Below are 22,445 nucleotides of genomic sequence, written 5' to 3'. Positions count from 1 at the left end.
CATCAGCGGCTCGGACCCTGATCGCGGTCCGGTCCCGGGCGGCGCATCAGATACGGAGGCCGCGCGGTCTCGCGACGGTGGATGTCCCGGAATACTCGGCCAAGCGTGTCGCCAGCACGTCGAGCCGCTTGATTCGCACCTTCAAGGCTTCGTTCTCCTCGCTCTGCCGCTCGACGTGCCCTTGCAAGGCCTCGACCTGCCGCTGCAAGGCTTCGACTTGCTCCGAGTGCCGCCGTTGCTCCGTCTCGTACTGCGCGGACAACCTCCGCAAGGCCCTCGTCAACTGCTCCTCCAACGCGGTCATACAGCTTCCTCACTCTCTCGACAGCTCCAAGTAGGGCCTTCCGTCTACGACGAAGGCGGTAACGACCGGCGTGCCGGCCGGCAGCGTCACGTACCTCTGCCCGTTGACTTCCCTCAGCCCCACGCCCCAGGTCGTCTCCTCGATCTCGGCCAGCATCTCGCGCCCGCTCGCGATCTGCAGGTCCGTCCTGTCGCGGGTCTCGATCCGGTCCTGGACGCTCCCCGCCAACCAGCGCATCGTCGCCCAGCTTCCGGCGCAGATACCGATCCAAAGACTCAGGCCGACGATGAAGGGCCGGAGCCACGCCTTGACCAGCAACTCGCGCATCTTGCCGGTTGCCTCCTCCATATCGCGCTCGATGGTACGCACCGCGCTCCTCGCGACGAACCGCGAGTGCTCGGCGAGCCTTTCGAGCTCGCTCGCGGTCAACTCCTCGATCTCCCTGCGTTCGCTCTCCAGCCGCTTCCGCAGCCGTTCGGTCAAATCGTTCGCGTTGGAAATCAACTCCGTACAGTTCTCCTTTCAGTCGCCACCGGTCTCCGGTCTCCGGGTCCAGCGCGGTGACGTAATCCATACCTTGGCGCGGCACTTCAAGGCCTGCCTCACGGAGCGCGGCGACAACATCGTGGCGGTCTTTGACCGCACCGTGCTCGACACGCTGGAGCAGGTAGTCCCGAATCAGGTCGCGGGGGGACGATTCGAGCCGGAGCCCGGCCCGCAGCCGGGTCGCCTCGATGTAGGCGCGGTGGCCGGGGTGCTGCACTCTGGCCCGCTCCGGGTCGTCTGGACGGCTCCAGCCGTGCTCGTGGTTGAAGGCGTCTCGGAGCGGATCGAACGTCCGCTGCCAACCCGGAGGGGCGATGTTGAGGCTTCGTCCGGTCTCCAGGTCGCACCGCGCGGCGAGGACATGGACGTGCGCGCCTCCGCCCTCCTCACGGTGCAGCACGGCCGCCCAGGCGTAGCGGTCGGGCTCCAGCCCGGCCCAAGCCGTCTTCTCGAACTCGTCGAGCACAGCTTCGATCTGTTCGTCGGTGGGGTGGTCGTCCGGTGCCCAGGCGATCACGCCGGACGTGTACCTGTGCTCGAACTCAAGCGAGTCGGCGACCGCGGCCACCATGTCCGGGTTCCCGCGCAACACCTCGACGCCCTCGCGCAGCTTCCCGGCGGCGTCCCGCTCCCCGAGGAGGTAGCCTGCCGCCTTGCCGGCCGAGCCGGTCCCGTGCGCGAGAAACTTAATGTGCATCGCGCTCCGGATTCTCGAAGCGAGCCAGCGCGCCGAGCGCGCGCTCGATGGCGACAAGGCGGGCGAGGACCTCGACGGCTTCGGCCGCCCCCTTGTGGGTATTCGCCCACTTGGCGATCTGGTTAAGGTTGTTCCCGATCCGGGAAACTTGCCGGGTGCGCTCGCGCTCGACCTCGGCCGCGCGTGCCGTCCAGGTCCGTGTACGGGCCACGGCCCGCCGGATCAGCGCGGACAGCGGCACGCCGGCGGCCTTCGCCTTGGCCCGCCAGTCGGCGGATTCGCCCGGCGTGAGGCGGACGGCGACCAGAACCGGGCGGCGTCTAGCCATCGGGATGCGCCGTCACGGGGGGAACGGGGACGACGCCCCCGCCCGCGCAATCCACCGGAGCGCGGGTCTGTTGGGGATCGAAGGGGCAACGTCCCTCGACAGCCCCGCGGTTATACCGGGGGTAGGCTGGCTTACCCTCATTAGAGGCGTCCGACATGGCCGTAGGCGACGTGTCCGAGACACGTATTCGGCTGTCGGCAATACAGTGGCGGCGCATCGCCGCACTCGCTCCGGGGAACCCGTTCACGCGGGCCTCGCGAAGCGCGGCCGACGGTGGGATGGTGGCCAGCGATGCCGGGCCATCCATGTACCCCCGGAGCCGGAGCGGCGACTGATCCCGCCAGCGTCCCTGTCGAGGGGTGCGGGCACCGGTTCCGCTGCGGAGTAGATCAACCAGACTACGTGCGTCTCCTCCGGTGTTTCGCCTCGTTTGTTCGTGCTCCCCACCACGCCTCGGTGAGCCGAAGGGCGGCACACTACGGAGGTCATCCGCGATTGGTTTCAATCCAATCGGCGGGGACGAAGCCCGCCGAAGCCGATCCGCGTCCACCATAGGGGCTTCAAGGACGGGGCCATCGCCAAGGTCCGGACCGGAGGCCTTCACCAATGCCGGCAGGGACGGCGTGCCGGTGTCCCCAAGGGAAGTGCGGCCCCGCGTCCTGGACTGGTACTTCTGCGTTTCCATGCCTGGAACGCTGAAGAGCCACCCGCCGGCAAGTCAACCCGCCCGGAATCTCCTATTGGTCGATAACGTATGAGGAGGTCCAATAACGTCAGGCAGCCGGCGGCGCTCGTCGCCACCGGGGCGGAAGAACACCCCCGTATCCTCGGCGGCAACCGCCTCGCCCTCGGTGTCCCACGGGCTGCTGGAAGCACTGGACATTGAGGCTCAACGATGGCCCGGATCCGTGGGGTGGGGCGGTTGCGCAAGGACTTCAGAAGGCGGACCCGAGCGGGAGGCTGCCCGAGTCCGCAGGGCCGGCTCAGTCGTCAGCCCGAGAGTGGCGAGCGAGGATGGCGAGGACTTCGCCGGGATTCAGGGCGACATCCCAACGCCAGCGTCCAAATCCGCCATGCGCGTTGACGGCCTCGACCCATTCGGCGAGGTACCGGCGCTTGGTCCGGTCCTGGTCGGTGTCCTGGCCCTTCGTTTCCAGCACCAGCATGTCGCCCGACGTGAGTCGGATGAGGAAGTCGGGACGGTACTTCCGAACCACGCCCCGATGGACGTAGAACACTTCGAAGCCGAGATGGTCGTTCTTCACCCAAGCCACCACCTCGGGGGAGTGGTCCAGCGCGAAAGCATCCGACGCTTCCCAAGTGCTGTCGAAGACACAGAAATTGATGTGGCTCCGCGCGGTGGGCGCGCACGGCTTGCCCGTAAACCAAGTGCGCATATCGGCCGTCTGACGAATCGGCTGGTCGCGGTCGAAGACAGGTTCGATCCTCTCGGCGTTCTCGTGCCGGATGGCTTCGCAGATGTGCTGGACCACCTTGGCCATGTTCAGCGTGATGACGAGCCGCCGCTGGAGATCGTCTCCGGCGAAGGGCTCCGGGGTGACAACGATCCTCTCGGATCGCATGAACTCCTCGACTAGCCGGACCAGTTGCGCGAGCAGGAACATTCTGTCCCCCGGCCAGTTCTCCTGCATCTGGTCGTACACGTCCCGCGCAGTCTCGAAGATCACCTTCTGGGTGCGGAAATCACGGGCGAGGCCTTCAAGGTCTATGGAGTCGATCTTGGTGATGTCCGGCTTGCCGTCGATCGCGGGGGCCACCTCCGCGAGTCGGGAGGTCTTGGCCGCGTCGAGGGGCAGCGTCTCCACCCGGTCCATGTCGAGGGACAGGCGCGGACGGTACGAGTGATCGATGCGCACGATGTTGGGCCAGGAGATCGAGAAGTCCGATTTGTCCGCGACCGGCTCGATGGCGGTCTTGGGCTTCGTGGACGGGGGAGGGCCGTCCTCACGGCCCTCATGGGGCAGGAAGGTGAAGGGGACGCCGAAGACATTGACGTGTTCCGGCTCGAACAGGCCCGTCTCGGGGTTTACGTCGTACGACGTACGGCGAAGGCCGCGTCCCACCACCTGCTCGCATAGAAGCTGGCTGGAGAACGCTCGGAGGCCCATGATGTGGGTCACGGTCTTGGCGTCCCAACCTTCCGAGAGCATCCCAACCGAGATCACGTTCTGAATCCGCTCGCCCGCACGTCCCGGTCGACCCACGGTGTCCACCTGCCGGCGCAATAGTTCGGCCCGTTGCTTCTTGGTGAACTTGCGGCCCCCGCCGTTGGACGCAGGAGTCCCCGCATCTTCGGTTCCGATGTGAGCGATCGGCTCCTCTGCCGCTTCGGCCGCAGCCAGAACCTTCGAGTCAATGTGCAACGTACGCTCCGGGTCGCATAGCTCGTCGATTAGGATCCGCTTGCGGTCGAAAGCGTGCTTGATCCTGGCGGCCGTCTCGGTTCGGTTGGCGACCGTGATCATCACGGGAGGCGTGGCGGCACCCTTCTTCGTCCAATCCTCGGCAGTCTCGCGCCAGTCGTAGCCCAGTAGGTAGTAGCCGTTCGTAACCAAGTCGGGCAACGGTTCCTCCGGCTTGGCTCGCCGGTTCAGGTCGTCTTTGACCTCGTCGTCCTGGTAGATGTGGTAAAGGCGCGACTTGTAGGTCTTGGCGTCGGGAACCGCGTCGTCGCGGATCACCACCCTCGGTGTCTTCACGAGGCCCGACTCGATTGCGTCGTTCAAGCCGAAGTCGCTGACGATCCATCCGAACAGCGCTTCCTCGGAACTTCGCCTGCCCGATGGTACGAACGGCGTTGCGGAGAAGTCGTAGCAGGCAAGGACGCGGCGCGCGCGGTGGATGCGGTCCAATCCGCCCACCCACTTGGTGGCTTCCTCGACGGTGCTCTTCAGAACCCCCTTTACCTTGCCTTCCGCCGGAACCCGCCATGCATGATGCGCCTCGTCGTTGACGACCAGCAGGTTACGCGCACCCGCCATGTCACCGAGAACGTCCCGGACATAAGCTGCGTCGCTCTTGGCGCCGCGCTTGTCGACTCCCCGCTTCTTGGCGATCCGCTCCTCCGTCTCCCAGTTGAGGGCGTGCCAGTTGCGGATCACGACCTTGCCCCGGCGCAGCTTGTCCCGCAGCGCCGGGGGCACGACGCGGAACTCCTCGTAGTAGTTTTCGGGATCGGAAGGCTTGAGAACGGCCAGGCGGCTTCGCACGGTAAGGCCGGGGGCAACCACAAGAACGTTTGTCGCGAACCGGGCATCGCGGGGGTTCGTGACCTTGTTGAGGATGTGCCAGGCGATGACCATGGCCATCACCACGGTCTTGCCCGATCCGGTCGCCATCTTGGCGCATAGCCGGTTGAGCGCGCCGCCGTCGGAGGGGATGTCGATGCCCACCCGTTCGCTCGGCGAGGCCTCCGCGAGCCAGACAAGCGTCTCAGCCGCCTCAAGCTGACAGAAAAAAAAGCGGCGGCCAGCGAACTCCTCAGGATCGCGCCAGTGCTCCAGAAGGCGCTTCGTGATCCCCGTCACGCCGGGATAGCCACTCTCGCGCCACGCCTTGACCCGCTCCCGGATCCGGTTGACGAGCGGAATCTCGCGGAACACGCCGGGATCGTCGAACGCGGCGGCGTCTCCAGACGCCACCACGTACCCAGCGGGCCTGCGGCCCTCGTCAAGATTGAACAAGCGCGTCGTTCGGTCGTAGCGCCAATGCCGCGTAGGCTCTTCGTACGGCGAATTGACGATCAGGCGGTCGATGGTTGCGCTGGGCATTTATCCGGTCTCCGGCGGAACCAGCGGCTCCAATTGGGCGAGGAGGTCTGGCAGATCGTGGCGAACCGTGTCCCAGACGAGCGGAAGGTCAATGTCGAAGTAGACATGCACGAGCCGATTGCGCATGCCGACGATCTCCCGCCACGGGATGTCCGGGCTCGCCCGCCTCGCGTCTTCGCTCACCTGCGCGGCGGCCTCGCCGACGATCTCCACCGCCTTTAGAACCGACAGTTGCGTCCGCCGATCCCGCACGAAGTCGTCGAAGGACATGTCTTCCGTGAAGGACAGCGCATCGCGCGCGGCGAGCAGCATGTCCAGCAGATACGCGGAGTCGTCACGGGGCATAGACCACCTGCGCGGTCTCCAGGATCGACTTCCGGCGAATGTAGTTCCGGCTCTCCTCGATGGCCGCCCGGCTCACCAGATCAACCCTGCGGGCGAACAGATCGGCCAGTTCCCTCTGCATCCCGGCCATGCCGAACAGGCCCGGAGTCCGCTCCGACCTGAACCGGATCAACACGTCGATGTCGCTGTCCGGGCCGAAGTCGTCGCGAAGCACCGAACCGAACAACGACAGCTCCCCCACCTGCCAACGGTCGCAGAACGCCTCGATAGCGCTCATGGACACGCCGATCCGCGCCGCCAGCCGCTCGCCCTCCCCGACCGCTCGGGTCGCCGACCGCACGGAGACACCCATTACCGCAACTCCACGATCTTGAGGCTCTCGACGCCCCGGTCGTCCACGATCTTGACCGCCGCGCGCCTATGCTCGCCCGGCTCGAATGGGAGCGAGACGGTACCACGGTAGGCCGCAATCCGCGTCGCGTCGATCTCCGCCTTGAGGCTCTTCGCAAGCTTGGACCAGCCATCCTTGGCACCGGCCATCGGAAAGAACACTTGGCGTGGGAATAGGCTGCGTCCGTCGTAGTCGGGATCCAGCATCCAGAGTGCGATCTTGTCGGCGTTGCCTGACTCGACGTTCCCGGTCTTCGTGTTGTAGTAGTCGAAGCCCTGCACCTTGACGACAAACTTCCCTTCGTCCTTGCCCTCGGATACGCGTGCGAGCGCCACGTCGGGCTGGCCGACGAGCCAGAAGCTCTCGTTGCTCGCGCGCTTCTTCTTGAGGTCGTCGGTCAGCAGGTCCGCATTCATCTGTGCCTTGAGCAACGTTACGCCGGGCCAGCTTGTCTCGTCGATGTCCTTGGACGCCTCGGGGTCGAACTGGAAGGCCGCGAAGACGACTACCGTCGGTCGCGGAACCAAGAGTGACGCTTCTTCGATCGCTCGCGCCACCTGCCGTTGCTCCATCGGCGCATGATCCGGGCCGAACGACACGACTGCCCGCGAGCTGGACGCGGTGTCCGGGGAAGCTTGCTTGCCAGCTTTGTCGGGCTTCGTCTCACCCTCAGCGTGAAGCCACTTGGCGCCTGGAAGCGGCTCCAGCCGAACGAACGAGAAGCGCTGGCCAGCGTTTCCGCGAATGCCGGTCTTCAGAATCTCGTCCCGCCAGTCGCCTTGCCGGATCGTTGGCCCCGTGCGCGCCACGGACACATCGGCGGGCAGCGCCTCGTCCCCCTCGGTATCGTCGAGCGGGAGGACGGACGGGGCTGGGACCGCTTCGACGGTGAACGGACCAGTGACGCGCGCCTTCGACCGGTCGATATAGGGTGCGTCGAAAAGTAGGGCTTCGACGGGCGGTTCGTCGTACCCAAGAATCTTCGGAGAAACGGTGGGAATTCCGTGATACCGGAATCCGCCCAGAACCCCCTCGTTGGAGTGGGCAAGATCGTAGTAGGCAAACCTCGCTGTCATCAGGCGCTGCTTGGCCAATGCGGTTGCCACTCGCGACGTGTCGCAAGTAATCCAGCGGCGCCCCCATTGCTCGGCAACGTAGGCAACCGTACCCGAACCGCAGGTCGGATCGAGCACCAGATCGCCGGGGTCCGTCGTCATCAGGATGCAGCGCTGGACCACCTTGGTAGCCGTTTCAACCACGTAGCGCTTGTTGCTGGCCGACATCGGCGCTGGCCAGATGTTATTGATCCGCCGACCAGGCACCTCGCTTTCGTAACGCTTCCAACTCAGAGAATCCCGGCTGGCGGGCACATCGAGTCGGCCCAGTTCCGCCAACCGATCCAGTCCCGAATGCGAGACCGCCCATTGACGGCCCGGTCGGCAGGGGATCACATGTCCGTCGTGCTCGTATGCCTCGGAGCGGCCGGTCGTCGAGACGCCTTGCGAATCGAGTGGCATGCGCCGATAGATCCGCGCACCCTGTGGCAAGTGCTCGTCTGGGTCAAACCGTTCTTCTCGCGTCGGTTTTCGGCATTCACCGTCCGCAAGTTCAACCATCACATATGAGCTGAAGAACTCGATGATCTCGCGCCGAGTGAGCGGCTCGTATAGCTGCCGGTACTTCACCTGTGTCCTGTCCTTCGCGTACCATAGCAGATAATCCGCCACCTGAGGCAGAGTGCCTGCGGAACTGGCACCGGTGGTCGCGTAGGAGACTGTCGCCATCCGGTTTTCCGCGCCGAGCACCTCGTCCATGAGCATGCCGACACGATGGACGTTTTCCTTGCCGATCTGCACGAAACAGCTTCCGCTCTTGTGCAGGAGTTCCCGAGCCAGCAAGAGACGATCCCGCAGGTACGAGAGATACGAGTGAACGCCGACCTCCCATGTGTCGCGGAAAGCACGAATCTGCTCGGGCTCGGCCGTCAGATCTGCGTCCCGGCCGTCGGTCACTTGGCTCCGGTTCACGAACGGCTGGAAGTTGGAGCCGTAGCGGATGCCGTAGGGCGGGTCCATGTAAACCAACTGGACCTGCCCGCCGAGGCCTTCTTTCTCGATCAGGCTGTTCATGACCAGAAGGCTGTCGCCTGCGATCAGGCGGTTGGTCCAGTTGTGCCGGTGACGGTAGAACTCGATGGCTTGTCGGAGCGGTGGGTTCTCCTCCGGCGTCGAGAATAGCGATCCCTGCCCGGCCGTGTCCTTCTTCTTCCGTACCGCTTCGATGATCGTCCGAGGGTCGATCCGCTCGTGGACATGCAGCGACACCGTCGGCACCTCGAACGACGTATGCTCGGCCTTTCCAGACCACGAGAGCTGAGGATCGAGATGCGGATCATGAGCGTAAGTCTTGTCGGCGGCGTCTCGGTCGGTCTCCGGGGTGACCAAGCCCACGGGCGGGTTGTTCACCCGCTCCTTGTCTGGATGCTCGTACGTGGCGATGGTCCGCCCCGCCTTGCCTTTTCGTCGCGCCATGATCGCCCTTAGGGTGCCGGGCACCGGCTTGGGATGGCCGGTACTTCGTCGCAGGAAACCTTGAAGAAACATACGAAGTATCGGTGGGTCATGGCGAGCCAGCAACGACCGAGGCAAAGCTCGCCGTGGGGTCGCGATCCCCCTCCGAAAGCTGGTGTCTCGTCCCGGGACGACCGTCAAGCGCTTTGACGGACACCAACCGGCCCAGCCGGACCAACGTCAACCTCGTCATGCGGAATGCGGTGATGTGGACGCGGAAGGTGGGGGGCGGCGTGAGCGCGATGTCGCGCAGCAATCACGACCGGAGAGGTGGACGCTGTAGAGCCGACTGGGGTACTCTCATTGGAGCACGGAATCGATCCGCTTCTGGCTTCTTCGGAACAGGGCGGGAGTCCCGCCATTCTAATCTGATCTTCCGGGTATTCCTAGACGTCAGATGGGGATATGCACCAGCAGCAAGAGCGGCGGATCGTGCAGTCCCATATGAACTTATACGATTTCTTGCTGTGGTTTACGCCTCGGGTGTTCTGCCGTTTCGCCCTCACCCAATCGCGGTGTCCAAGCGACCGGGTGAGCCTGCGCCCGTTCTCTCGCCACTCGACTTGGAACAGGCCAGTCTTCGGGTCCGGGAAGACCCTGACCCGGTTCCGGCCCCACTCGCCGGCGCCGTAGCTCCGGCGGCTTCGTTTCGTGCGTGCCATCGTTCGATACCTCCGATTCGATGGACTGCACGATCTGCGCGAAGGAAACTTCGCACACGGCGGGCTTCTTGACCAGCATAAGGAGGTGCTCTGCCAAGCCGATCCGAAGGATTGATTCCGTGCGGTTCGGGGCCGTAGCGTGGGTGTCCGTTCGACATCGGGGGCGGTCGGTCACAAGATCGTGTTTCCAACGGACAGTTTGCGGGCCCGCCATGTCGCTGGACGGCTTGCGGTTGTGCCTCGGCCAGTTGAGCGGGCGCGGCACGCGGGCGCTGACGTTCGTGGCTGGAGCGACCCGCCACTTTCGATGCCCGGCGTGCCATCGAGGAGTTCGTCATCGGACATGCCGATGCTGTCCTCCGCGTGGTGGTCGCTCCCGTCCACCAGTCCTTGGCAGGAAGGCCGCTTGGACGCCCGTGACGACCGCGTCCAGTTTCCGCGCGGCGATGGCGAACGCCCCGACGGCCATGCGGTCGCCCAACGGGTCCTCCCGCCGCCTGGGGGGCGCGAACGCTTGCGCCCCGCTCTCCCGCTTGAGGCGCGATCATGGCTAGCGGGGCAGCCGCCGTGGCTCCCCGGGGGGTGGGCGGCTGGCGGCCGCCCGCTGGCCCGCAGATTGTGCGGGTTACCGGGGAGCCAGATGTGTTTTCGCTTCACGAAAACCTCTGGCCGGGGGTATCCCCCGGACCCCGCACGGCCCGAGAAGGACCACCCGCAATGGTCCTTCCCCGGAAGCCCAGGGCCGGACGCCGGAGCCGCGGGATCCGGCGGGCGCGTCACGGCCCCCCCTCGCGGCCCCCGCAGCCGATGTCCGGCTACCGAGGCTCTCGGTGGCTCAGCCCAGTGCCGCCTCCATGATCTCGGCCACATAGTCATCCAACCGGGCCATCACCTCGATCACTTCCGCCTTGCTTTCCGCCGTCGCGAGCTCCTTGGCCAGATCGAGCAGTAGGCCGCGAACGGCAACCGGGTCGCCCGCCTCCATCGGCGGCGCATCCGCAGCGTTGGGCTCCTCAGCCGTTGGGACCTCCGGCTCCGGTGGCGTCTCGGGCTTGGGCGCGGCGGCCCTTGCCAGCCGCGCCTTCACCTGGAGGGGGTACTTTGCGTGGAACTGTCGTGCCGAGAGTTCCGCGACGGAGGGGTCGATCTCGCGGGCACCGGCGAACAGGTCCGCGTTCGAGACATCGGGGTCCACTTCGAGCGTCCGCTCCACGAACTCCATGACGGCGGCACCATCGCCGGATGCCGCGGGCGCGGGGTCGGGCTCCGGGTTCGCCTTCGGTTGCCGTGCGGGCCGCTCTTGCGGCGCGATCCGCCGGGTCGCCGGCAGCCGATACTTGGCGTGAAACTGTTGCAGCGTGAGTTCCTCTACCGACTCGTCAATCTCGCGGGCACCGGCGAACAAGGCGACGTTCTTCACGCCCGAGTCCGCCTTCAGTTCGCGTTCCACGTACTGCATGACGGCATCATGCAAGCTGCCCATGTCCGGTACCCTTTCCTGTGGCAAGGCCGCGCCCGACGGAGGCGGGCGAGCCGGGAGTCGCTCAATTGTGCTCAGTTTGAGAATACTCGACGCGTGGTCGGGCAGGGTCAATGTTCGCTGGCGTGTGCGAGGTGCTCCGCCCGTCACTTGAATAGTGCTTGTGATCGACTACGTACACCTGCCCGCCGTCCGGGGGTTGCCGACCTCAGCCCCGAAGCGCGCCGGACGCGCCGTAGGGACGGTGGCGCTCATGCCAGCCTTCCTGCAGGGATAATTCTTGGGGGAGCGACCCCGGGAGGGGCGGGGACGAGCGTGCGAAAACGCGCACGGCCCCGCGCCCGAATCGGGCACCTGTGCCCCTGGGGTCGCTACCCTCCACGCCCCAAGCGGCTCCCGTGCCACGGCCGACCGCTCGGCGAAGCCGCAAGACGTTGCCGCGCCATCGGATATGCAGGCCGGTCGGTGCGCATCACGGGAGCACGAAGATGTGCATCGCACCCCCATGTCTCTTGCACACCTCCGGTACGGCCCCGGACATCATCTCTCCCAATAGAATCGAGCCCCCGCGAGCCGAACCGTCCGCCATGTGGCGACGCGTTCCGTTAGCCCCCGGCCCGCACGCCTGCGCGCGCGCTTCTCAAGAGCGACGGCGCGCTTCAATGCCGGCTGCAAGCCGCCGTATTCGTCGAGGGTGCGGACATCCCCCCCGAGGATGGCCTGCTCGATCCGGGCGAGGTCGCGCCGGATCTCCTCGTCCATTTCGGACGGGCGCGGATACCGCGACCAGCTGGTTAGCACCCTGCTCGTCCTACCCCACTCCTTCCATCGCCGGACCACCGCCACCACTTCGATCTTGAGGCCCATGTCCCAGAGCGCCTTCCAAAGATCGCCGTGCTTCGCGCCCCACGAACGGAGCGCCGTCGCGGTCTCGTGGCCCGGTTCGGCGTAGACGAAGACGGCGCGCTCCGTGTCCAGCGCGATGGGAAGCCCGAGCGGGAAAAAGCGCCGGAGGCCGCCGAGCGCGCCCCGGTAGACCCGTTGGGGAAGGATCCCCCGCTCGATCCCGAGCGCCTCGAAGCCGGCCACCCGGTCGGCTTCGGTCGGCAGCCACGGCAAGCGGGGATGTTCGAGCACGTAGTCCAGCGCGAGCAGACGCCGCATCAGCACTTCCGGCGACGTGATCCGGCGGCGGCGGTGGTCCCCGGCGCCAAGCGCCTTGTAGATCCTGCGCCCGTGGATCCGGCAGATCCGGCCGATGCCGTTGATGCCGGGCGGCTTCTCCTCGACGGCCACGCCTTGGGCGACGAGCCTGCGGACGGCCCGGCCAACCTTCTCGTGGTGGCATCCGAGGAAGCTCGTCCACTGAGCCCGGGTGAACACCCCGCCGTGGAAGCAGGCCAGGGCGATCCACTCGGCGCGGCGGCCCGCCCAGCCAAAAGGCTCCAGCGCCTCCGCGCGTTCGCTCAGATCGGCGACCGCTCCGCTCGCTGCCGGATTGAACGGTTGTTTCGGCGTGTCCATGTCTGAAACGGTGACGAACCGGTCGCAGGCGAGTCAACCGGTCGGCAATGCCCATGCGCCGATAAAGTTCAAAGGCGCTCAATACGGTACTCGTCCTGCCGGACACCGCAGCCAGCTGCTCCCCCAGCGAAGGCCGCCCATTTACCCGCCGGGGCACCAGCTGCGGCTCAAACTCCCCGGCGACGGCTTGAAGGCTTCCAGTGCGGCGGGCAGGTTCATCCACGATCTCGGCGGCCAAGACCTCCGGTGCCGGGAGATTCTTGCCCTTTCGCGTCCGCGTGCATGGACATCCAGGCCTCGGGGTCGACCAGGTCAACGATCATCCGCTTGGAGGGTTGCCGGATTCTGGATCTCCTGCCGGGCTTTCTTGAAGATCTCCCCGAGCGTCCCTCACGTCTGGAAAGCTCCGTCAGGATGCGCCGGCGGTGGGTCTCAAGCTCCTCGCCGTCGCGGGCGAGAAGGCAGGGCCAGTCGCGTCCGTCCGGCACGATGGGCGGACGGTTCCACAGCGGCTGGGTCCGCTGGTGCGCCATCTTCAGGAACAGCAGGAGGGCGATCTGCTTCCGCCCAGCTAGGCCATGTACGAGCGACCGTCGTCGCCCAACGGTAGCGCGAAGCTCCACGCCTTGTTAACGATCTGCCGGGTGTGGTTGTCGCGCATGGAGGAATGTACCGTCCTGCCTCAGGTGGCGGCATCGCGCTCGTGAAGGTCGTGTGCGGCCGCACTTGTTTGCCCATGGAGCGCCAGAAAGCGGGCCGGTGTGATGATCGGTATCCCATGGAACGGAGACATGGCGAGCAGGTCGCCGTCGCCCGTCACCAGATGGTCGGCGCGGCCCATGAGGGCCGTCTCCAGGATCTTGTCGTCGGAGGGGTCGCGGCAGCCGAGCTTGGCACCGGCGATCGGCACCCATTCCGCAACCGCGGCCAGCAGCGCGACGAAAGCTGCTCGAGAATCCCTACCCACATAGGGGTCGAACTTCGAGCCGAGGATCCGATGGCGAAGCTCGGCGAACGTCTCGTCGCTGAAGAGAACGATCCCGTTGTCCGCTCTGACCAGATCAACCACCCTGCGAGGTGGCCCTGTCTGGGTGAGGACGGCGCTGATCAGGACATTGGTGTCGAGTACTACCCTGTCAGCTATCATCGGAGAGCAGGGACTCCAAGGCCGCTGGCGTAAGGCCGTTGGCGGCTGCCTCCTGGCTCATGGCGTCCATCGCGGTCGCCAACCGGTCCCAAGCGGTTCCGCGCAGTCGTTTGAACTGCTCCACCGACAGCATAACGCCCACCGGCGTGCCGTTCCGCGTGACACGCACGGGTCCCTGCTGGGCGAACCGAAGCAGCTGGCCGAACCGGTTCTTAGCCTCTTTGGCAGTTAGTTCCCTCATGTGGACATAATAGCTACCGTGGCCTCGAACGGTCAAATCGGGCCTTCCCGCGGGCTCGCGGGGGGCGTCGCCGAATCCGGGGCGACGATGGCCGAGAGGTCGATCGAGCCGATTTCGTGCCCGCTTCCTCGACGAGGGGGCACCGCTCGTTGGAGACCGAAGAGGATGTCCGGCTGCACTCCCTCGCCGGTGGCCGGAAACTCGACACCGGGAGTGGCCACCACCTCGCCGTGTCCGGGATCCTCCAACAACTCGGACAGCCTCATCAGGAGCCGCTTGCTGACCACTTGATGGCGCCACTTGGGGGCGGCGGTCACGTAGAGGATCCCGCCGATCGCCTCGTAGCGGTTGCCATCGTCGGGCATCCGCTGCGCGTCCCGCCAGGTGCCTTCGGTAAGTTGCATGGTTCGCACATCATAGCTCCGCGCTCGAGTCCAATCCAACCCGCCATCGATGATGCGCAGCGCTGTCCTCGCGCCCTCAACCGCGCGGGGAAGAGATGGTGGAGGAAGTCGAGCAGGCTCTCCGGAGGTGGAAGCCGTCACCGTGGATGGACGTAGGGCGGTCGCCCGAGACCGAAAGCGTCGTCAACTATCCCATTCTGATCGCGGTATCTTAGCCGCAACCACAATATGGCATAATACAAGCCCCCTCCCTACAATATGTGGGGTTCTCGCCGGACTTGTTCAGCAGAAAGGTAACAGTTTCTATGGAGTCGACCCGACGTACGTATCCCGTAATTGGCCAGAAGGCGTGGTGGAAGCTGCGTAAGCAGTTTCGCCAGTCCGTCCCGGCTCAAGTGACCGACCGGTACTTGGCCACCGTACTGGGGATCCAAGAGAGGTCCGCCGAGGCCAACGTGCTTCTCGGCCTGCGCCGCGTCGGCCTCGTCGACAGGGAGGGAACCCCGACGCCGCGGGCCAATGACTGGCGAGACGATGAACGCTACGCGCCGGCCTGCAAGCAAATGCGGGAGGAGATCTACCCGCAAGAACTGCGAGATGCGGTTCCCGATCCCTCCAGTGCAGGAGATGCGGCACAGGGATGGTTCATGCGCACCACTGGCTGCGGACAAAGCGCAGCCAGGAAGATGGCGTCCTTGTACTCCCTTCTCACCGACGCAGATCCGTCCGCCGGCCAGAAGAAGGCGGGTCGTACGTCGAAGAAGGCGTCGCGGTCACGGTCGAAGGAAAAGCCGTCCGCTCCCGCCGTGCCTCAAACAAAGCAGCGTTCGGAGCCGAAACGGAGCCCTTCGACTGCTCCTCCAGACCCCGAAATGCCGGAGGTTCGTCTCAATCTCGAGATCCGAATTGATGCGAGCGTCACGCCTGAGCAGATCGACCAGATCTTCGCGAGCATGGCTAAACACATCTACCGAAGCAGTGATGAGAGGCAGTAACCCCGAGGCTGCCAAGGCGGGGCTTGCCTTCTTGAAGAGCCTTGCAGCTGACACGCATGAGTTGCGGCTGCCGCCGGAGCAAGGGACGGTCTCGCCGACCCAGCGGGTTCTACCACTCTCGGTGGTGCGCGGGACGCGAAGTTATCTGGAAAAGCTTACCCATCAGATCAACGGCTCGTACGAATACGGCTGGTATGATGCGTGCGCCGTCATGATGAGACGCCTCATCGAGAGCCTTATCATCGAGGTGTTTGAGGAACGACAGATGGCCGACAAGATCCAGGCCGCGTCCGGCAACTTCCTGCCGCTCGATCGATTGGTCGGAAAGGTGACCGGCGAACCCGCGTGGAACCTCAGCCGGGTAACCAGAAGGGCGCTGTCTGACGTCAAGGGGCTCGGTGACAATTCGGCCCATGTCCGCCGTTTCGTCGCCCACCGACGCGACATCGACAACGTCAAGACGGGCTTCCGAACCGCAGTCCAAGAGTTGGTTGATGTAGGCGGGCTCGGATAAGGGGGCGACTTGCCCGATGGGTCGCCGACGGCCGGCAACGGCGCTATTTACCAAGCCGACTTACGGCCATCCGCCGTTGCCGTTGGAGGTGATTTGAGCGACGTAGCGCCATTGAAGGCCGGACAGATTCTCACCGGAGCGCTGTTCAGCGAGCCGATGCGGGTGGAGACCGTCCAGCCTAACGGCGCCGGGCTGTGGGTGGTGGGCCTCGTCGGATTGCAATCCGAACGGTTCCGCCGGGCCACGCTGACGGGCGAAGACCTCGCGGCGCTTTCCGTCGCCGAGACCTCGCCCACCTTCGATGGCGATGGGAGGCTCCTGCGGCTAGGCCTCCAGGCGTATTCGCTCGGCATCGCGTACGAGTTCGATCCGTACTTCGGCCTTTCGATCTCTCGCGTGGACCCGCTGCCCCATCAGCTGGAAGCCGTCTACGAGCATCTCGTGAAGCTCCCGAGCGTCCGCTTCCTGCTCGCCGACGACGCGGGGGCGGGCAAGACGATCATGGCGGGCCTCCTGGTCCGAGAACTCAAGCTGCGGGGACTCCTCGAGCGGATCCTCGTCGTATGTCCCGCGAACCTCTCGTTTCAATGGCAGCGAGAACTGAGGGAGAAGTTCGACGAGCAGTTCCTGGTGCTCAAGGGCGCGGACATCCGGGGCCAGTTCGGCGTCAACCAGTGGCTGGAGCAGAAGCAGGTCATCACGTCGCTGGATCTCGCAAAGCGCGACGATATCCTGCCGGGTCTCGCGCAGGTAAGCTGGGACCTGGTCATCGTCGACGAGGCGCACCGGATGTCGGCGCGGGACGAGAGCCACAAGAGCCTGCGCTACAAGCTCGGAGAGCTGCTGCGCGACAACGCGGACCACATGCTTCTCCTCACGGCGACGCCGCACAGGGGCGACCCGGAGAACTTCACCCTCTTCCTGCAGTTGCTCGACCAAGACGCGTACGCGGACGTCACGTCGATCCGCGAAGCCATGAACCGGCGACGCGCGCCCTTCTACCTGCGCCGCACGAAGGAAGCGATGGTCTACTTCCCTGAACGCGAGGAGGACGGCACCTGGACGGCGAAGCCCGTGTTCACGAAGCGCATTCCGCGCACGGCCAGTTTCACGATCGACGGCGCGGAGTGGGACCTCTACCATCGCGTGACGAAGTTCGTGAAGCGGCAGAGCGTGCGCGCGGCGGAGCGGATCGGCGACCCCCGGGCTCGGGCGGTCGGATTCCTGATGTCCCTGTATCAGCGGCGGCTCGCCTCGAGCACGCGCGCCATGCGCCGCTCGCTCGAGAACCGCGCGAAGCGCCTAGAGGACGGTCTCCGGAGCGCGCGCGAACTGCTGCGAACGGCGCCTCCCGACCTTCCCGGCATGGAGGAACTCGAGGAGTTCGAGGACGCGGAGCGCGAGCGGCTGGAGCGGTTGCTCGACGCGGTCACGCTGGCCGGCAATGAGGAGGAGATTCGCGCCGAGATCGATGAACTGCGGGAACTCGCCGGGGAGGCGAAGGGCGTGGAGGCCGACGGCCGCGAGGCGAAGCTCGCACAGTTGGAACAACTCATGCGGGAGGAGGGGTTCTTCGACCGCCCGGACCAGCGGCTCCTCATCTTCACCGAGTTCAGGGACACGCTCGACTACCTCATGGACCGGCTCAAGACCTGGGGCTTCAAGGTGGGTTGCATCCACGGGCAGATGCGGCCGGGATCGCGAGACGAGCCCGGCAGCCGACTTCAGGCCGAGCAGCAGTTCCGAGAGGGCGCCATCCAGGTGCTCGTGGCCACAGAGGCGGCGGGCGAAGGCATCAACCTCCAGTGCTGCCACATCCTATTCAACTACGACATCCCGTGGAACCCGAACCGGCTTGAACAGCGGATGGGGCGCATCCACCGCTACGGGCAGCGGCACGATTGTCTCATCTTCAACTTCGTTGCCACGAACACCATCGAAGGCCGCGTGCTGGAGCGTCTGCTGAGCAAGCTCCAGACGATCCGCGACGCGCTCGACGACGACGCCGTGTTCAACGTCGTGGGAGAGGTGTTGCCGTCCGCACATGTCGAGCGCGTGCTGCGGGACTATTACGCGGGCCGGCTCGGCGACGAGGACCTCGAGGAACGGCTGCTGCGGAACGTGGACGAGAGTCACTTCCGCTCCATCTGTCAGACGGCGCTCGAGGGGCTCGCGACGGGAAGGCTCAACCTCCATATGCTGGCCGAGCGTAAGGCGCGGGCACAGGAGCGCCGCGTCGTTCCCGAGACCATCGCCCGCTTCATGGGCGAGGCCGCCCGCGAGGCCGGTCTGGCCCTGAAAGCTCTGCGTCTACCCCACGCGTTCCAGCCCGGCCGCACGCCCCTGCGTCTGAAGAAGTACGAGCGGGATCCGGACTGGAAGCTGCAGGAACTCGCGGTTCGCTATCCGAAGCTGTCAACGGATCGTGAGACGGCGGAGGAGAACAACATCGAGTGGGTCACGCCAGGGCACCCGCTGTTCGAGGCGCTGCGCCGGCACGCATCCGATGCAGGGCGGGAGGCTTTCGCTGCGGGAGCCTGCTTCCATTCCCTGGAGCGCGACACACCCGCGCGCCTCGATTTCTACCGGGCGCGGGCCGTGGACGGGCTCGGGAACGTCATCCACGAGCGGCTCTTCACCGTGGAGTCGACAAGCGAAGGGTCGCCGAGTTTGCGCGAGGCGGACATCCTCGGGAATCTCAGCCCCGCGGCCGCCCCCGATGATCCCCCGGCCGCAGCGACCCTTCCCTACCCCGATGGGTGGCTCCACGAACACGCCCTCATGCCGTTCATCGAGGAGGTCCGGGCGGAGCGCCTCGAGCAGGTTGATCGCGTGGCCGAGCATGTCGAGTTGTCGCTCACCCAAGTCCTCCAGCGCGTCGACGACGAGATCGGTCGGGCGGCTGAGGAGGTCCCGAAGGGCGTCACGGGCGCCGCCGGACGATTGGCTCAGGCCGAGACCCGCCACGCCGAGGTGGCGGCGCGCCGCGAACGACGACGCGACGAGTTGAAGCGGCAACGGGCCGTCACGCTGCAGGGGGTCGAACGCCTGGCGAGCGCGCTCGTCCTGCCGCACCCGGAACGCGAATCGCCACAGGTGCGCCGCCTGCGCCCAAATCCGGAGACGGAGATGACCGCCATGCGCGTGGCGATGGCGTACGAGGTGGCGAGGGGCTGCAAGGTCAGCGATGTGCACGAGAAGAACCTCGGTTACGACATCACGAGTTTCGATCCGGAATCGGGCGAACTCCGCCTGATCGAGATCAAGGGCCTCGCAGCGCGCGAAGGCACGATCCTCCTCACGCCCAACGAGCGGCGCGTGGCCGAGGACCGGCGGGACTGCTACTGGCTGTACGTGGTGACGAACTGCGCCGACAAACCGAAGCTTGAAGACCCGATCTTCGACCCGGCCGGACGTCCGTGGCATGAAGTCCGCAAGGTCCAGCACTACTACCTTACGGTGGATGCCCTAACGCAGCCGCTGAAGCTCCGCGAACGCGGGGAGGAAGGCTGAACGCAACCAGTGATCCCCAAGGAGTGTAAGCGGCTCGCGGAGGTGGACTTCCCGATCGCGGAGGTCTCCCGGCACGCCGTGCGCGAGAAGTCGATCCGGCATGGGCACCCATCCACCCTCCACCTGTGGTGGGCGCGTCGGCCGCTCGCCTCGTCTCGTGCAGTTCTCTTGGCGCTCCTGCTCCCCGACCCGTGCGACGAGCACTGCCCGCAAGAGTTCAAGGAGCGGGCTCGCGGGATTCTCCGCGAAGTGCGGCAGCCGCCGAAGACCGACGTCGAACTGCGCAAGGCGCTGCTGTGGTTCATCGGAACGTTCGCGAACTGGGATCTGGCGACCGATCCCACATACCTGCGGGTGGCGCGAAGTTTGGTAAAGGCCGCACACGGCGAGGAAGCGCCGCTCGTCGTGGACCCCTTTGCGGGCGGAGGGTCGATTCCGCTCGAAGCTCTGCGGGTCGGCTGCGAGGCGTTTGCGAGCGATCTGAACCCCGTCGCGTGCCTGATTCTGAAAGTGATGCTGCAGGACATCCCGCGTCACGGCTCGGAGTTGGCCGACGAGTTGCGGCGGGTCGGTGCGGAGATCAGACAGCAAGCCGAAAAGGAACTCGCCGATCTTTATCCGAACGATCCCGACGGGGCCACGCCGATCGCGTACTTGTGGGCGCGCACCGTGCGCTGTGAGGCCCCTGATTGTGGCGCCGAGATTCCGCTCATGCGCTCTTTCTGGCTTTGCAAGAAGAAGACTCGCAAATGGGCCCTGCGACCGCGAGTTGAGCGCTCCGACGTGGAGCCGCCCAGCGTCGCGTTCGACTTATTCGAACCGAAGACTGCCGACGACGTACTCGGCGGTACTGTGTCCCGCGCCAGGGCAACGTGCCCGTGCTGTCGCGCGGTCCTTCCGCCGGAGCGCGTGAGATCCCAGCTTGCCGCCGAGCGAGGCGGCGCGGACGTGATCTTCGACGAAAACGGGCACCGGACCGGCGGAGCGCGCATGACGGCCGTGGTGACGCTGCGGCCGGGCGAGCGGGGAAGGCACTACAGGCTGCCGGATGACGCCGACTATGCGGCAGTGCGCAAGGCGCAATCGCGGGTGGGCCGTCTGCTGCAGGAGTGGGAGGCCGGAGGCAGGCAGGGGCTTTGTCCGGTCCCGGATGAACCGACTCCTACCGGAGGCGGCTCAGGTGCTGGCCGCGCGTTCAGCGTCCAGCGCTACGGCATGCTCGAATGGGGCGACTTGTTCACGGCTCGGCAGAAGGCGGCGCTGGTGGAGTTGACCAAGCTAGTCTCCAGCTCACCCGAGCGGATGGAACGACTGTTGGCCATCGCAGTGGATCGAACCGCCGATGGAAGTGCTTCTTTGTCTCAATGGTTGGCTTCGGAAGAAGCGGTGAAACACGTCTTTGCGCGGCAAACCTTGCCGATTGTCTGGGATTTTGGCGAATCGAACTACTATGTATCGAACGCATCGAGGACGTTGGCGAGTGCCGTCGTTGCGATAGAAAGGGTCATACGCCACGGTTCAAAGGAGCGTGCGGTTCCGGGGCAGGTGCAGCTCGCTGACGCTGCCAGCCACCCTCTACCGAACTCATCCGCGATGATCTGGTTCACCGATCCGCCATACTATGATGCGATACCCTACTCCGACCTCTCGGACTTCTTCCTCGTTTGGCTCAAGAGAACGCAGGCCGCCGATGCAACTTTGAAGGATCCCTTCGATCCGGACAATCCGCTCTCGCCTAAGACGGCTGAGGCCGTGCAGGACGAAACAAAGCAGGTCGACGGCCGCCCCAAAGATCGCAAGTGGTTTGAGGAGACCATGGCAGATGCGTTCGCCGAAGGCCGTCGGGTCCTGAACGAAGAGGGGATCGGCTCGGTCGTCTTCGCTCACAAGACCACGGAAGGCTGGGAAGCGCTGCTATCGGGGATGATTCGGGGAGGTTGGACGATTACGGGTTCGTGGCCCATTGCCACCGAGATGACCTCGCGCTTGCGCGCGCGAGACTCCGCTGCGCTCGCCACCAGCGTGCATCTGATCTCCCGTCCGCGCCCCGAAGAGGCTCCGGTCGGTGACTGGGCTGACGTCCTCCAGGAACTGCCGATCCGTGTGGCAGATTGGATCGAACGTCTGCAGAACGAGGGCATCCGTGGTGCCGATCTGGTCTTCGCCTGCATCGGCCCGGCGCTGGAGATCTTCAGCCGCTACCGGATAGTCGAGACGGCCGAAGGTCGCACCGTCGATCTCCCCGAGTACTTGGAGAAGGTTTGGGAGGTGGTCGGCCGCGCCGCACTGAGGCAGGTACTCGGCGGCCAACAAGAGTTTGGGGATAACGGTTTGGCTGGGGCGCTTGAGGAAGACGCCCGGCTGACCGCCCTCTTCTTATGGACGCTCCAGAGTACGGACGCGCCCACATCCAACGGCAAGAAGAAAACAGGGGACACGGAAGCTGTAGCGACGGCCGCAGCGCGAGGATTCACCCTTCCCTACGATGTCGTGCGCCGTTTTGCTCAGCCTATGGGCATCGACCTTCACCGATGGAATGACCGCATCATCGGTCAAGAGAAAGGCTTGGTGCGCCTGCTGCCCGTCGCCGAGCGGGCGAAGGACCTGTTCGGAGAGGAAGGCGCGACCATGGCGGCGCACAGAATCGAGCACGACTCGACCGTGGATCCACAAGGTGCGCTCTTCCCCGATGTCGACACGACGGCGCTGCCGGTTGGTCCGCGAGGGGGGCGGATTCGCGAAAGCGCCAGCGAATTCCAAACGCACGAGACGACCACGCTCGACCGCGTACATGCGGCCATGCTCCTTCAAGCCAGCGGTCACGCCAACGCGCTGCGCCGACTCATCGAGGCCGAACTGGATCGCGGGCCCGACTTCCTGCGTCTCGCCAATGCGCTCTCCGCCTTGTATCCTCGCGGCAGCCGCGAGAAGCGGCTCCTGGACGCCATGCTCTTGGCGGTCCCAAGATGACCGCGCCGGTCCAACACCTCCCC

Annotated in this window: 17 protein-coding genes and 1 pseudogene; 5 read left to right on the top strand and 13 right to left on the bottom strand. The window is 65.5% G+C overall.

Features of this window, described 5'->3' with window-relative positions; genetic code table 11:
• Positions 1-46: 46 nt before the first annotated feature.
• The 10 genes and pseudogenes from ACOOGH_RS08430 to ACOOGH_RS08385 all read right to left on the bottom strand — a co-directional run bounded on the left by ACOOGH_RS08430 (position 47) and on the right by ACOOGH_RS08385 (position 12,638).
• Entirely contained in the window at positions 47-304 is a 258-nt protein-coding gene (locus ACOOGH_RS08430) for a hypothetical protein (RefSeq protein WP_420450165.1), read from the bottom strand.
• 9 nt (positions 305-313) lie between these two features.
• Positions 314-808 carry a hypothetical protein gene (locus ACOOGH_RS08425; protein ID WP_420450164.1) on the bottom strand — a complete coding sequence of 165 codons (495 nt, stop codon included), beginning with the start codon at positions 806-808 and terminating at the stop codon, positions 314-316.
• 301 nt (positions 809-1,109) lie between these two features.
• A pseudogene (locus ACOOGH_RS08420) lies at positions 1,110-1,421 on the bottom strand (relaxase/mobilization nuclease domain-containing protein); the annotation flags it as partial.
• A 115-nt stretch (positions 1,422-1,536) separates the two neighbouring features.
• Entirely contained in the window at positions 1,537-1,875 is a 339-nt protein-coding gene (locus ACOOGH_RS08415) for a MobC family plasmid mobilization relaxosome protein (protein ID WP_420448494.1), read from the bottom strand.
• Between the two features lie 983 nt (positions 1,876-2,858).
• Positions 2,859-5,666 (bottom strand): BPTD_3080 family restriction endonuclease, encoded by a 2,808-nt coding sequence (locus ACOOGH_RS08410; protein WP_420448493.1) that lies wholly within the window; start codon positions 5,664-5,666, stop codon positions 2,859-2,861.
• A complete protein-coding gene (locus tag ACOOGH_RS08405; protein WP_420448492.1) occupies positions 5,667-6,011 on the bottom strand; it encodes a DUF86 domain-containing protein in 345 nt (114 codons plus the stop codon).
• The gene (locus ACOOGH_RS08400) at positions 6,001-6,363 is read right to left on the bottom strand and encodes a nucleotidyltransferase family protein (protein WP_420448491.1); all 363 of its coding nucleotides are present in this window, start codon (positions 6,361-6,363) and stop codon (positions 6,001-6,003) included. The genes ACOOGH_RS08405 and ACOOGH_RS08400 overlap by 11 nt, the downstream gene beginning before the upstream one ends.
• The gene (locus tag ACOOGH_RS08395; RefSeq protein ID WP_420448490.1) at positions 6,363-9,005 is read right to left on the bottom strand and encodes a site-specific DNA-methyltransferase; all 2,643 of its coding nucleotides are present in this window, start codon (positions 9,003-9,005) and stop codon (positions 6,363-6,365) included. The genes ACOOGH_RS08400 and ACOOGH_RS08395 overlap by 1 nt, the downstream gene beginning before the upstream one ends.
• A gap of 1,464 nt (positions 9,006-10,469) precedes the next feature.
• On the bottom strand, positions 10,470-11,117 hold the full coding sequence (locus tag ACOOGH_RS08390; RefSeq protein WP_420448489.1) for a hypothetical protein: 648 nt from the start codon (positions 11,115-11,117) through the stop codon (positions 10,470-10,472).
• A 537-nt stretch (positions 11,118-11,654) separates the two neighbouring features.
• Positions 11,655-12,638, bottom strand: a complete 984-nt coding sequence (locus ACOOGH_RS08385) for a hypothetical protein (RefSeq protein WP_420448488.1) — start codon at positions 12,636-12,638, stop codon at positions 11,655-11,657.
• Positions 12,639-13,063: 425 nt separating this feature from the next.
• Here ACOOGH_RS08385 and ACOOGH_RS08380 point away from each other — a divergent pair, with 425 nt between their 5' ends.
• The gene (locus ACOOGH_RS08380) at positions 13,064-13,213 is read left to right on the top strand and encodes a hypothetical protein (RefSeq protein WP_420448487.1); all 150 of its coding nucleotides are present in this window, start codon (positions 13,064-13,066) and stop codon (positions 13,211-13,213) included.
• Between the two features lie 107 nt (positions 13,214-13,320).
• Here the strand turns inward: ACOOGH_RS08380 and ACOOGH_RS08375 are convergent, their stop codons facing one another.
• Genes ACOOGH_RS08375 through ACOOGH_RS08365 form a run of 3 tightly spaced genes read right to left on the bottom strand, consistent with a single transcriptional unit; the run spans position 13,321 to position 14,430 of the window.
• On the bottom strand, positions 13,321-13,785 hold the full coding sequence (locus tag ACOOGH_RS08375; RefSeq protein WP_420448486.1) for a putative toxin-antitoxin system toxin component, PIN family: 465 nt from the start codon (positions 13,783-13,785) through the stop codon (positions 13,321-13,323).
• On the bottom strand, positions 13,775-14,026 hold the full coding sequence (locus ACOOGH_RS08370) for a type II toxin-antitoxin system Phd/YefM family antitoxin (RefSeq protein ID WP_420450091.1): 252 nt from the start codon (positions 14,024-14,026) through the stop codon (positions 13,775-13,777). Before ACOOGH_RS08370 ends, ACOOGH_RS08375 begins: the two co-directional genes overlap by 11 nt.
• 32 nt (positions 14,027-14,058) lie before the next feature.
• Positions 14,059-14,430 carry a Uma2 family endonuclease gene (locus tag ACOOGH_RS08365; protein ID WP_420448485.1) on the bottom strand — a complete coding sequence of 124 codons (372 nt, stop codon included), beginning with the start codon at positions 14,428-14,430 and terminating at the stop codon, positions 14,059-14,061.
• A 305-nt stretch (positions 14,431-14,735) separates the two neighbouring features.
• On the opposite strand from ACOOGH_RS08365, the gene ACOOGH_RS08360 reads away from it, so the two are divergent.
• From ACOOGH_RS08360 to ACOOGH_RS08345, 4 genes are all read left to right on the top strand, one after another.
• A complete protein-coding gene (locus ACOOGH_RS08360) occupies positions 14,736-15,425 on the top strand; it encodes a DUF5343 domain-containing protein (protein WP_420448484.1) in 690 nt (229 codons plus the stop codon).
• Positions 15,412-15,939, top strand: coding sequence for a hypothetical protein (locus tag ACOOGH_RS08355; protein WP_420448483.1), 528 nt, complete (start codon positions 15,412-15,414; stop codon positions 15,937-15,939). Before ACOOGH_RS08360 ends, ACOOGH_RS08355 begins: the two co-directional genes overlap by 14 nt.
• Positions 15,940-16,032: 93 nt before the next feature.
• A complete protein-coding gene (locus ACOOGH_RS08350) occupies positions 16,033-19,452 on the top strand; it encodes a helicase-related protein (RefSeq protein WP_420448482.1) in 3,420 nt (1,139 codons plus the stop codon).
• Between the two features lie 9 nt (positions 19,453-19,461).
• A complete protein-coding gene (locus ACOOGH_RS08345; protein ID WP_420448481.1) occupies positions 19,462-22,422 on the top strand; it encodes a DUF1156 domain-containing protein in 2,961 nt (986 codons plus the stop codon).
• Positions 22,423-22,445 lie beyond the last annotated feature (23 nt).

The organism is Candidatus Palauibacter sp., assembly GCF_965213655.1.
GTDB lineage: Bacteria > Gemmatimonadota > Gemmatimonadetes > Palauibacterales > Palauibacteraceae > Palauibacter.
Note: the sequence above shows the minus strand (reverse complement) of the source record. Positions and strands in the feature narration are given on the sequence as shown.

Coding starts and splice junctions, on each gene's coding strand:
- ACOOGH_RS08365 (WP_420448485.1), bottom strand. CDS start 14,430: ATGCAACTTACCGAAGGCACCTGGCGGGACGCGCAGCGGATGCCCGAC.
- ACOOGH_RS08355 (WP_420448483.1), top strand. CDS start 15,412: ATGAGAGGCAGTAACCCCGAGGCTGCCAAGGCGGGGCTTGCCTTCTTG.
- ACOOGH_RS08405 (WP_420448492.1), bottom strand. CDS start 6,011: ATGCCCCGTGACGACTCCGCGTATCTGCTGGACATGCTGCTCGCCGCG.
- ACOOGH_RS08400 (WP_420448491.1), bottom strand. CDS start 6,363: ATGGGTGTCTCCGTGCGGTCGGCGACCCGAGCGGTCGGGGAGGGCGAG.
- ACOOGH_RS08410 (WP_420448493.1), bottom strand. CDS start 5,666: ATGCCCAGCGCAACCATCGACCGCCTGATCGTCAATTCGCCGTACGAA.
- ACOOGH_RS08385 (WP_420448488.1), bottom strand. CDS start 12,638: ATGGACACGCCGAAACAACCGTTCAATCCGGCAGCGAGCGGAGCGGTC.
- ACOOGH_RS08370 (WP_420450091.1), bottom strand. CDS start 14,026: ATGAGGGAACTAACTGCCAAAGAGGCTAAGAACCGGTTCGGCCAGCTG.
- ACOOGH_RS08375 (WP_420448486.1), bottom strand. CDS start 13,785: ATGATAGCTGACAGGGTAGTACTCGACACCAATGTCCTGATCAGCGCC.
- ACOOGH_RS08415 (WP_420448494.1), bottom strand. CDS start 1,875: ATGGCTAGACGCCGCCCGGTTCTGGTCGCCGTCCGCCTCACGCCGGGC.
- ACOOGH_RS08430 (WP_420450165.1), bottom strand. CDS start 304: ATGACCGCGTTGGAGGAGCAGTTGACGAGGGCCTTGCGGAGGTTGTCC.
- ACOOGH_RS08395 (WP_420448490.1), bottom strand. CDS start 9,005: ATGTTTCTTCAAGGTTTCCTGCGACGAAGTACCGGCCATCCCAAGCCG.
- ACOOGH_RS08390 (WP_420448489.1), bottom strand. CDS start 11,117: ATGGGCAGCTTGCATGATGCCGTCATGCAGTACGTGGAACGCGAACTG.
- ACOOGH_RS08360 (WP_420448484.1), top strand. CDS start 14,736: ATGGAGTCGACCCGACGTACGTATCCCGTAATTGGCCAGAAGGCGTGG.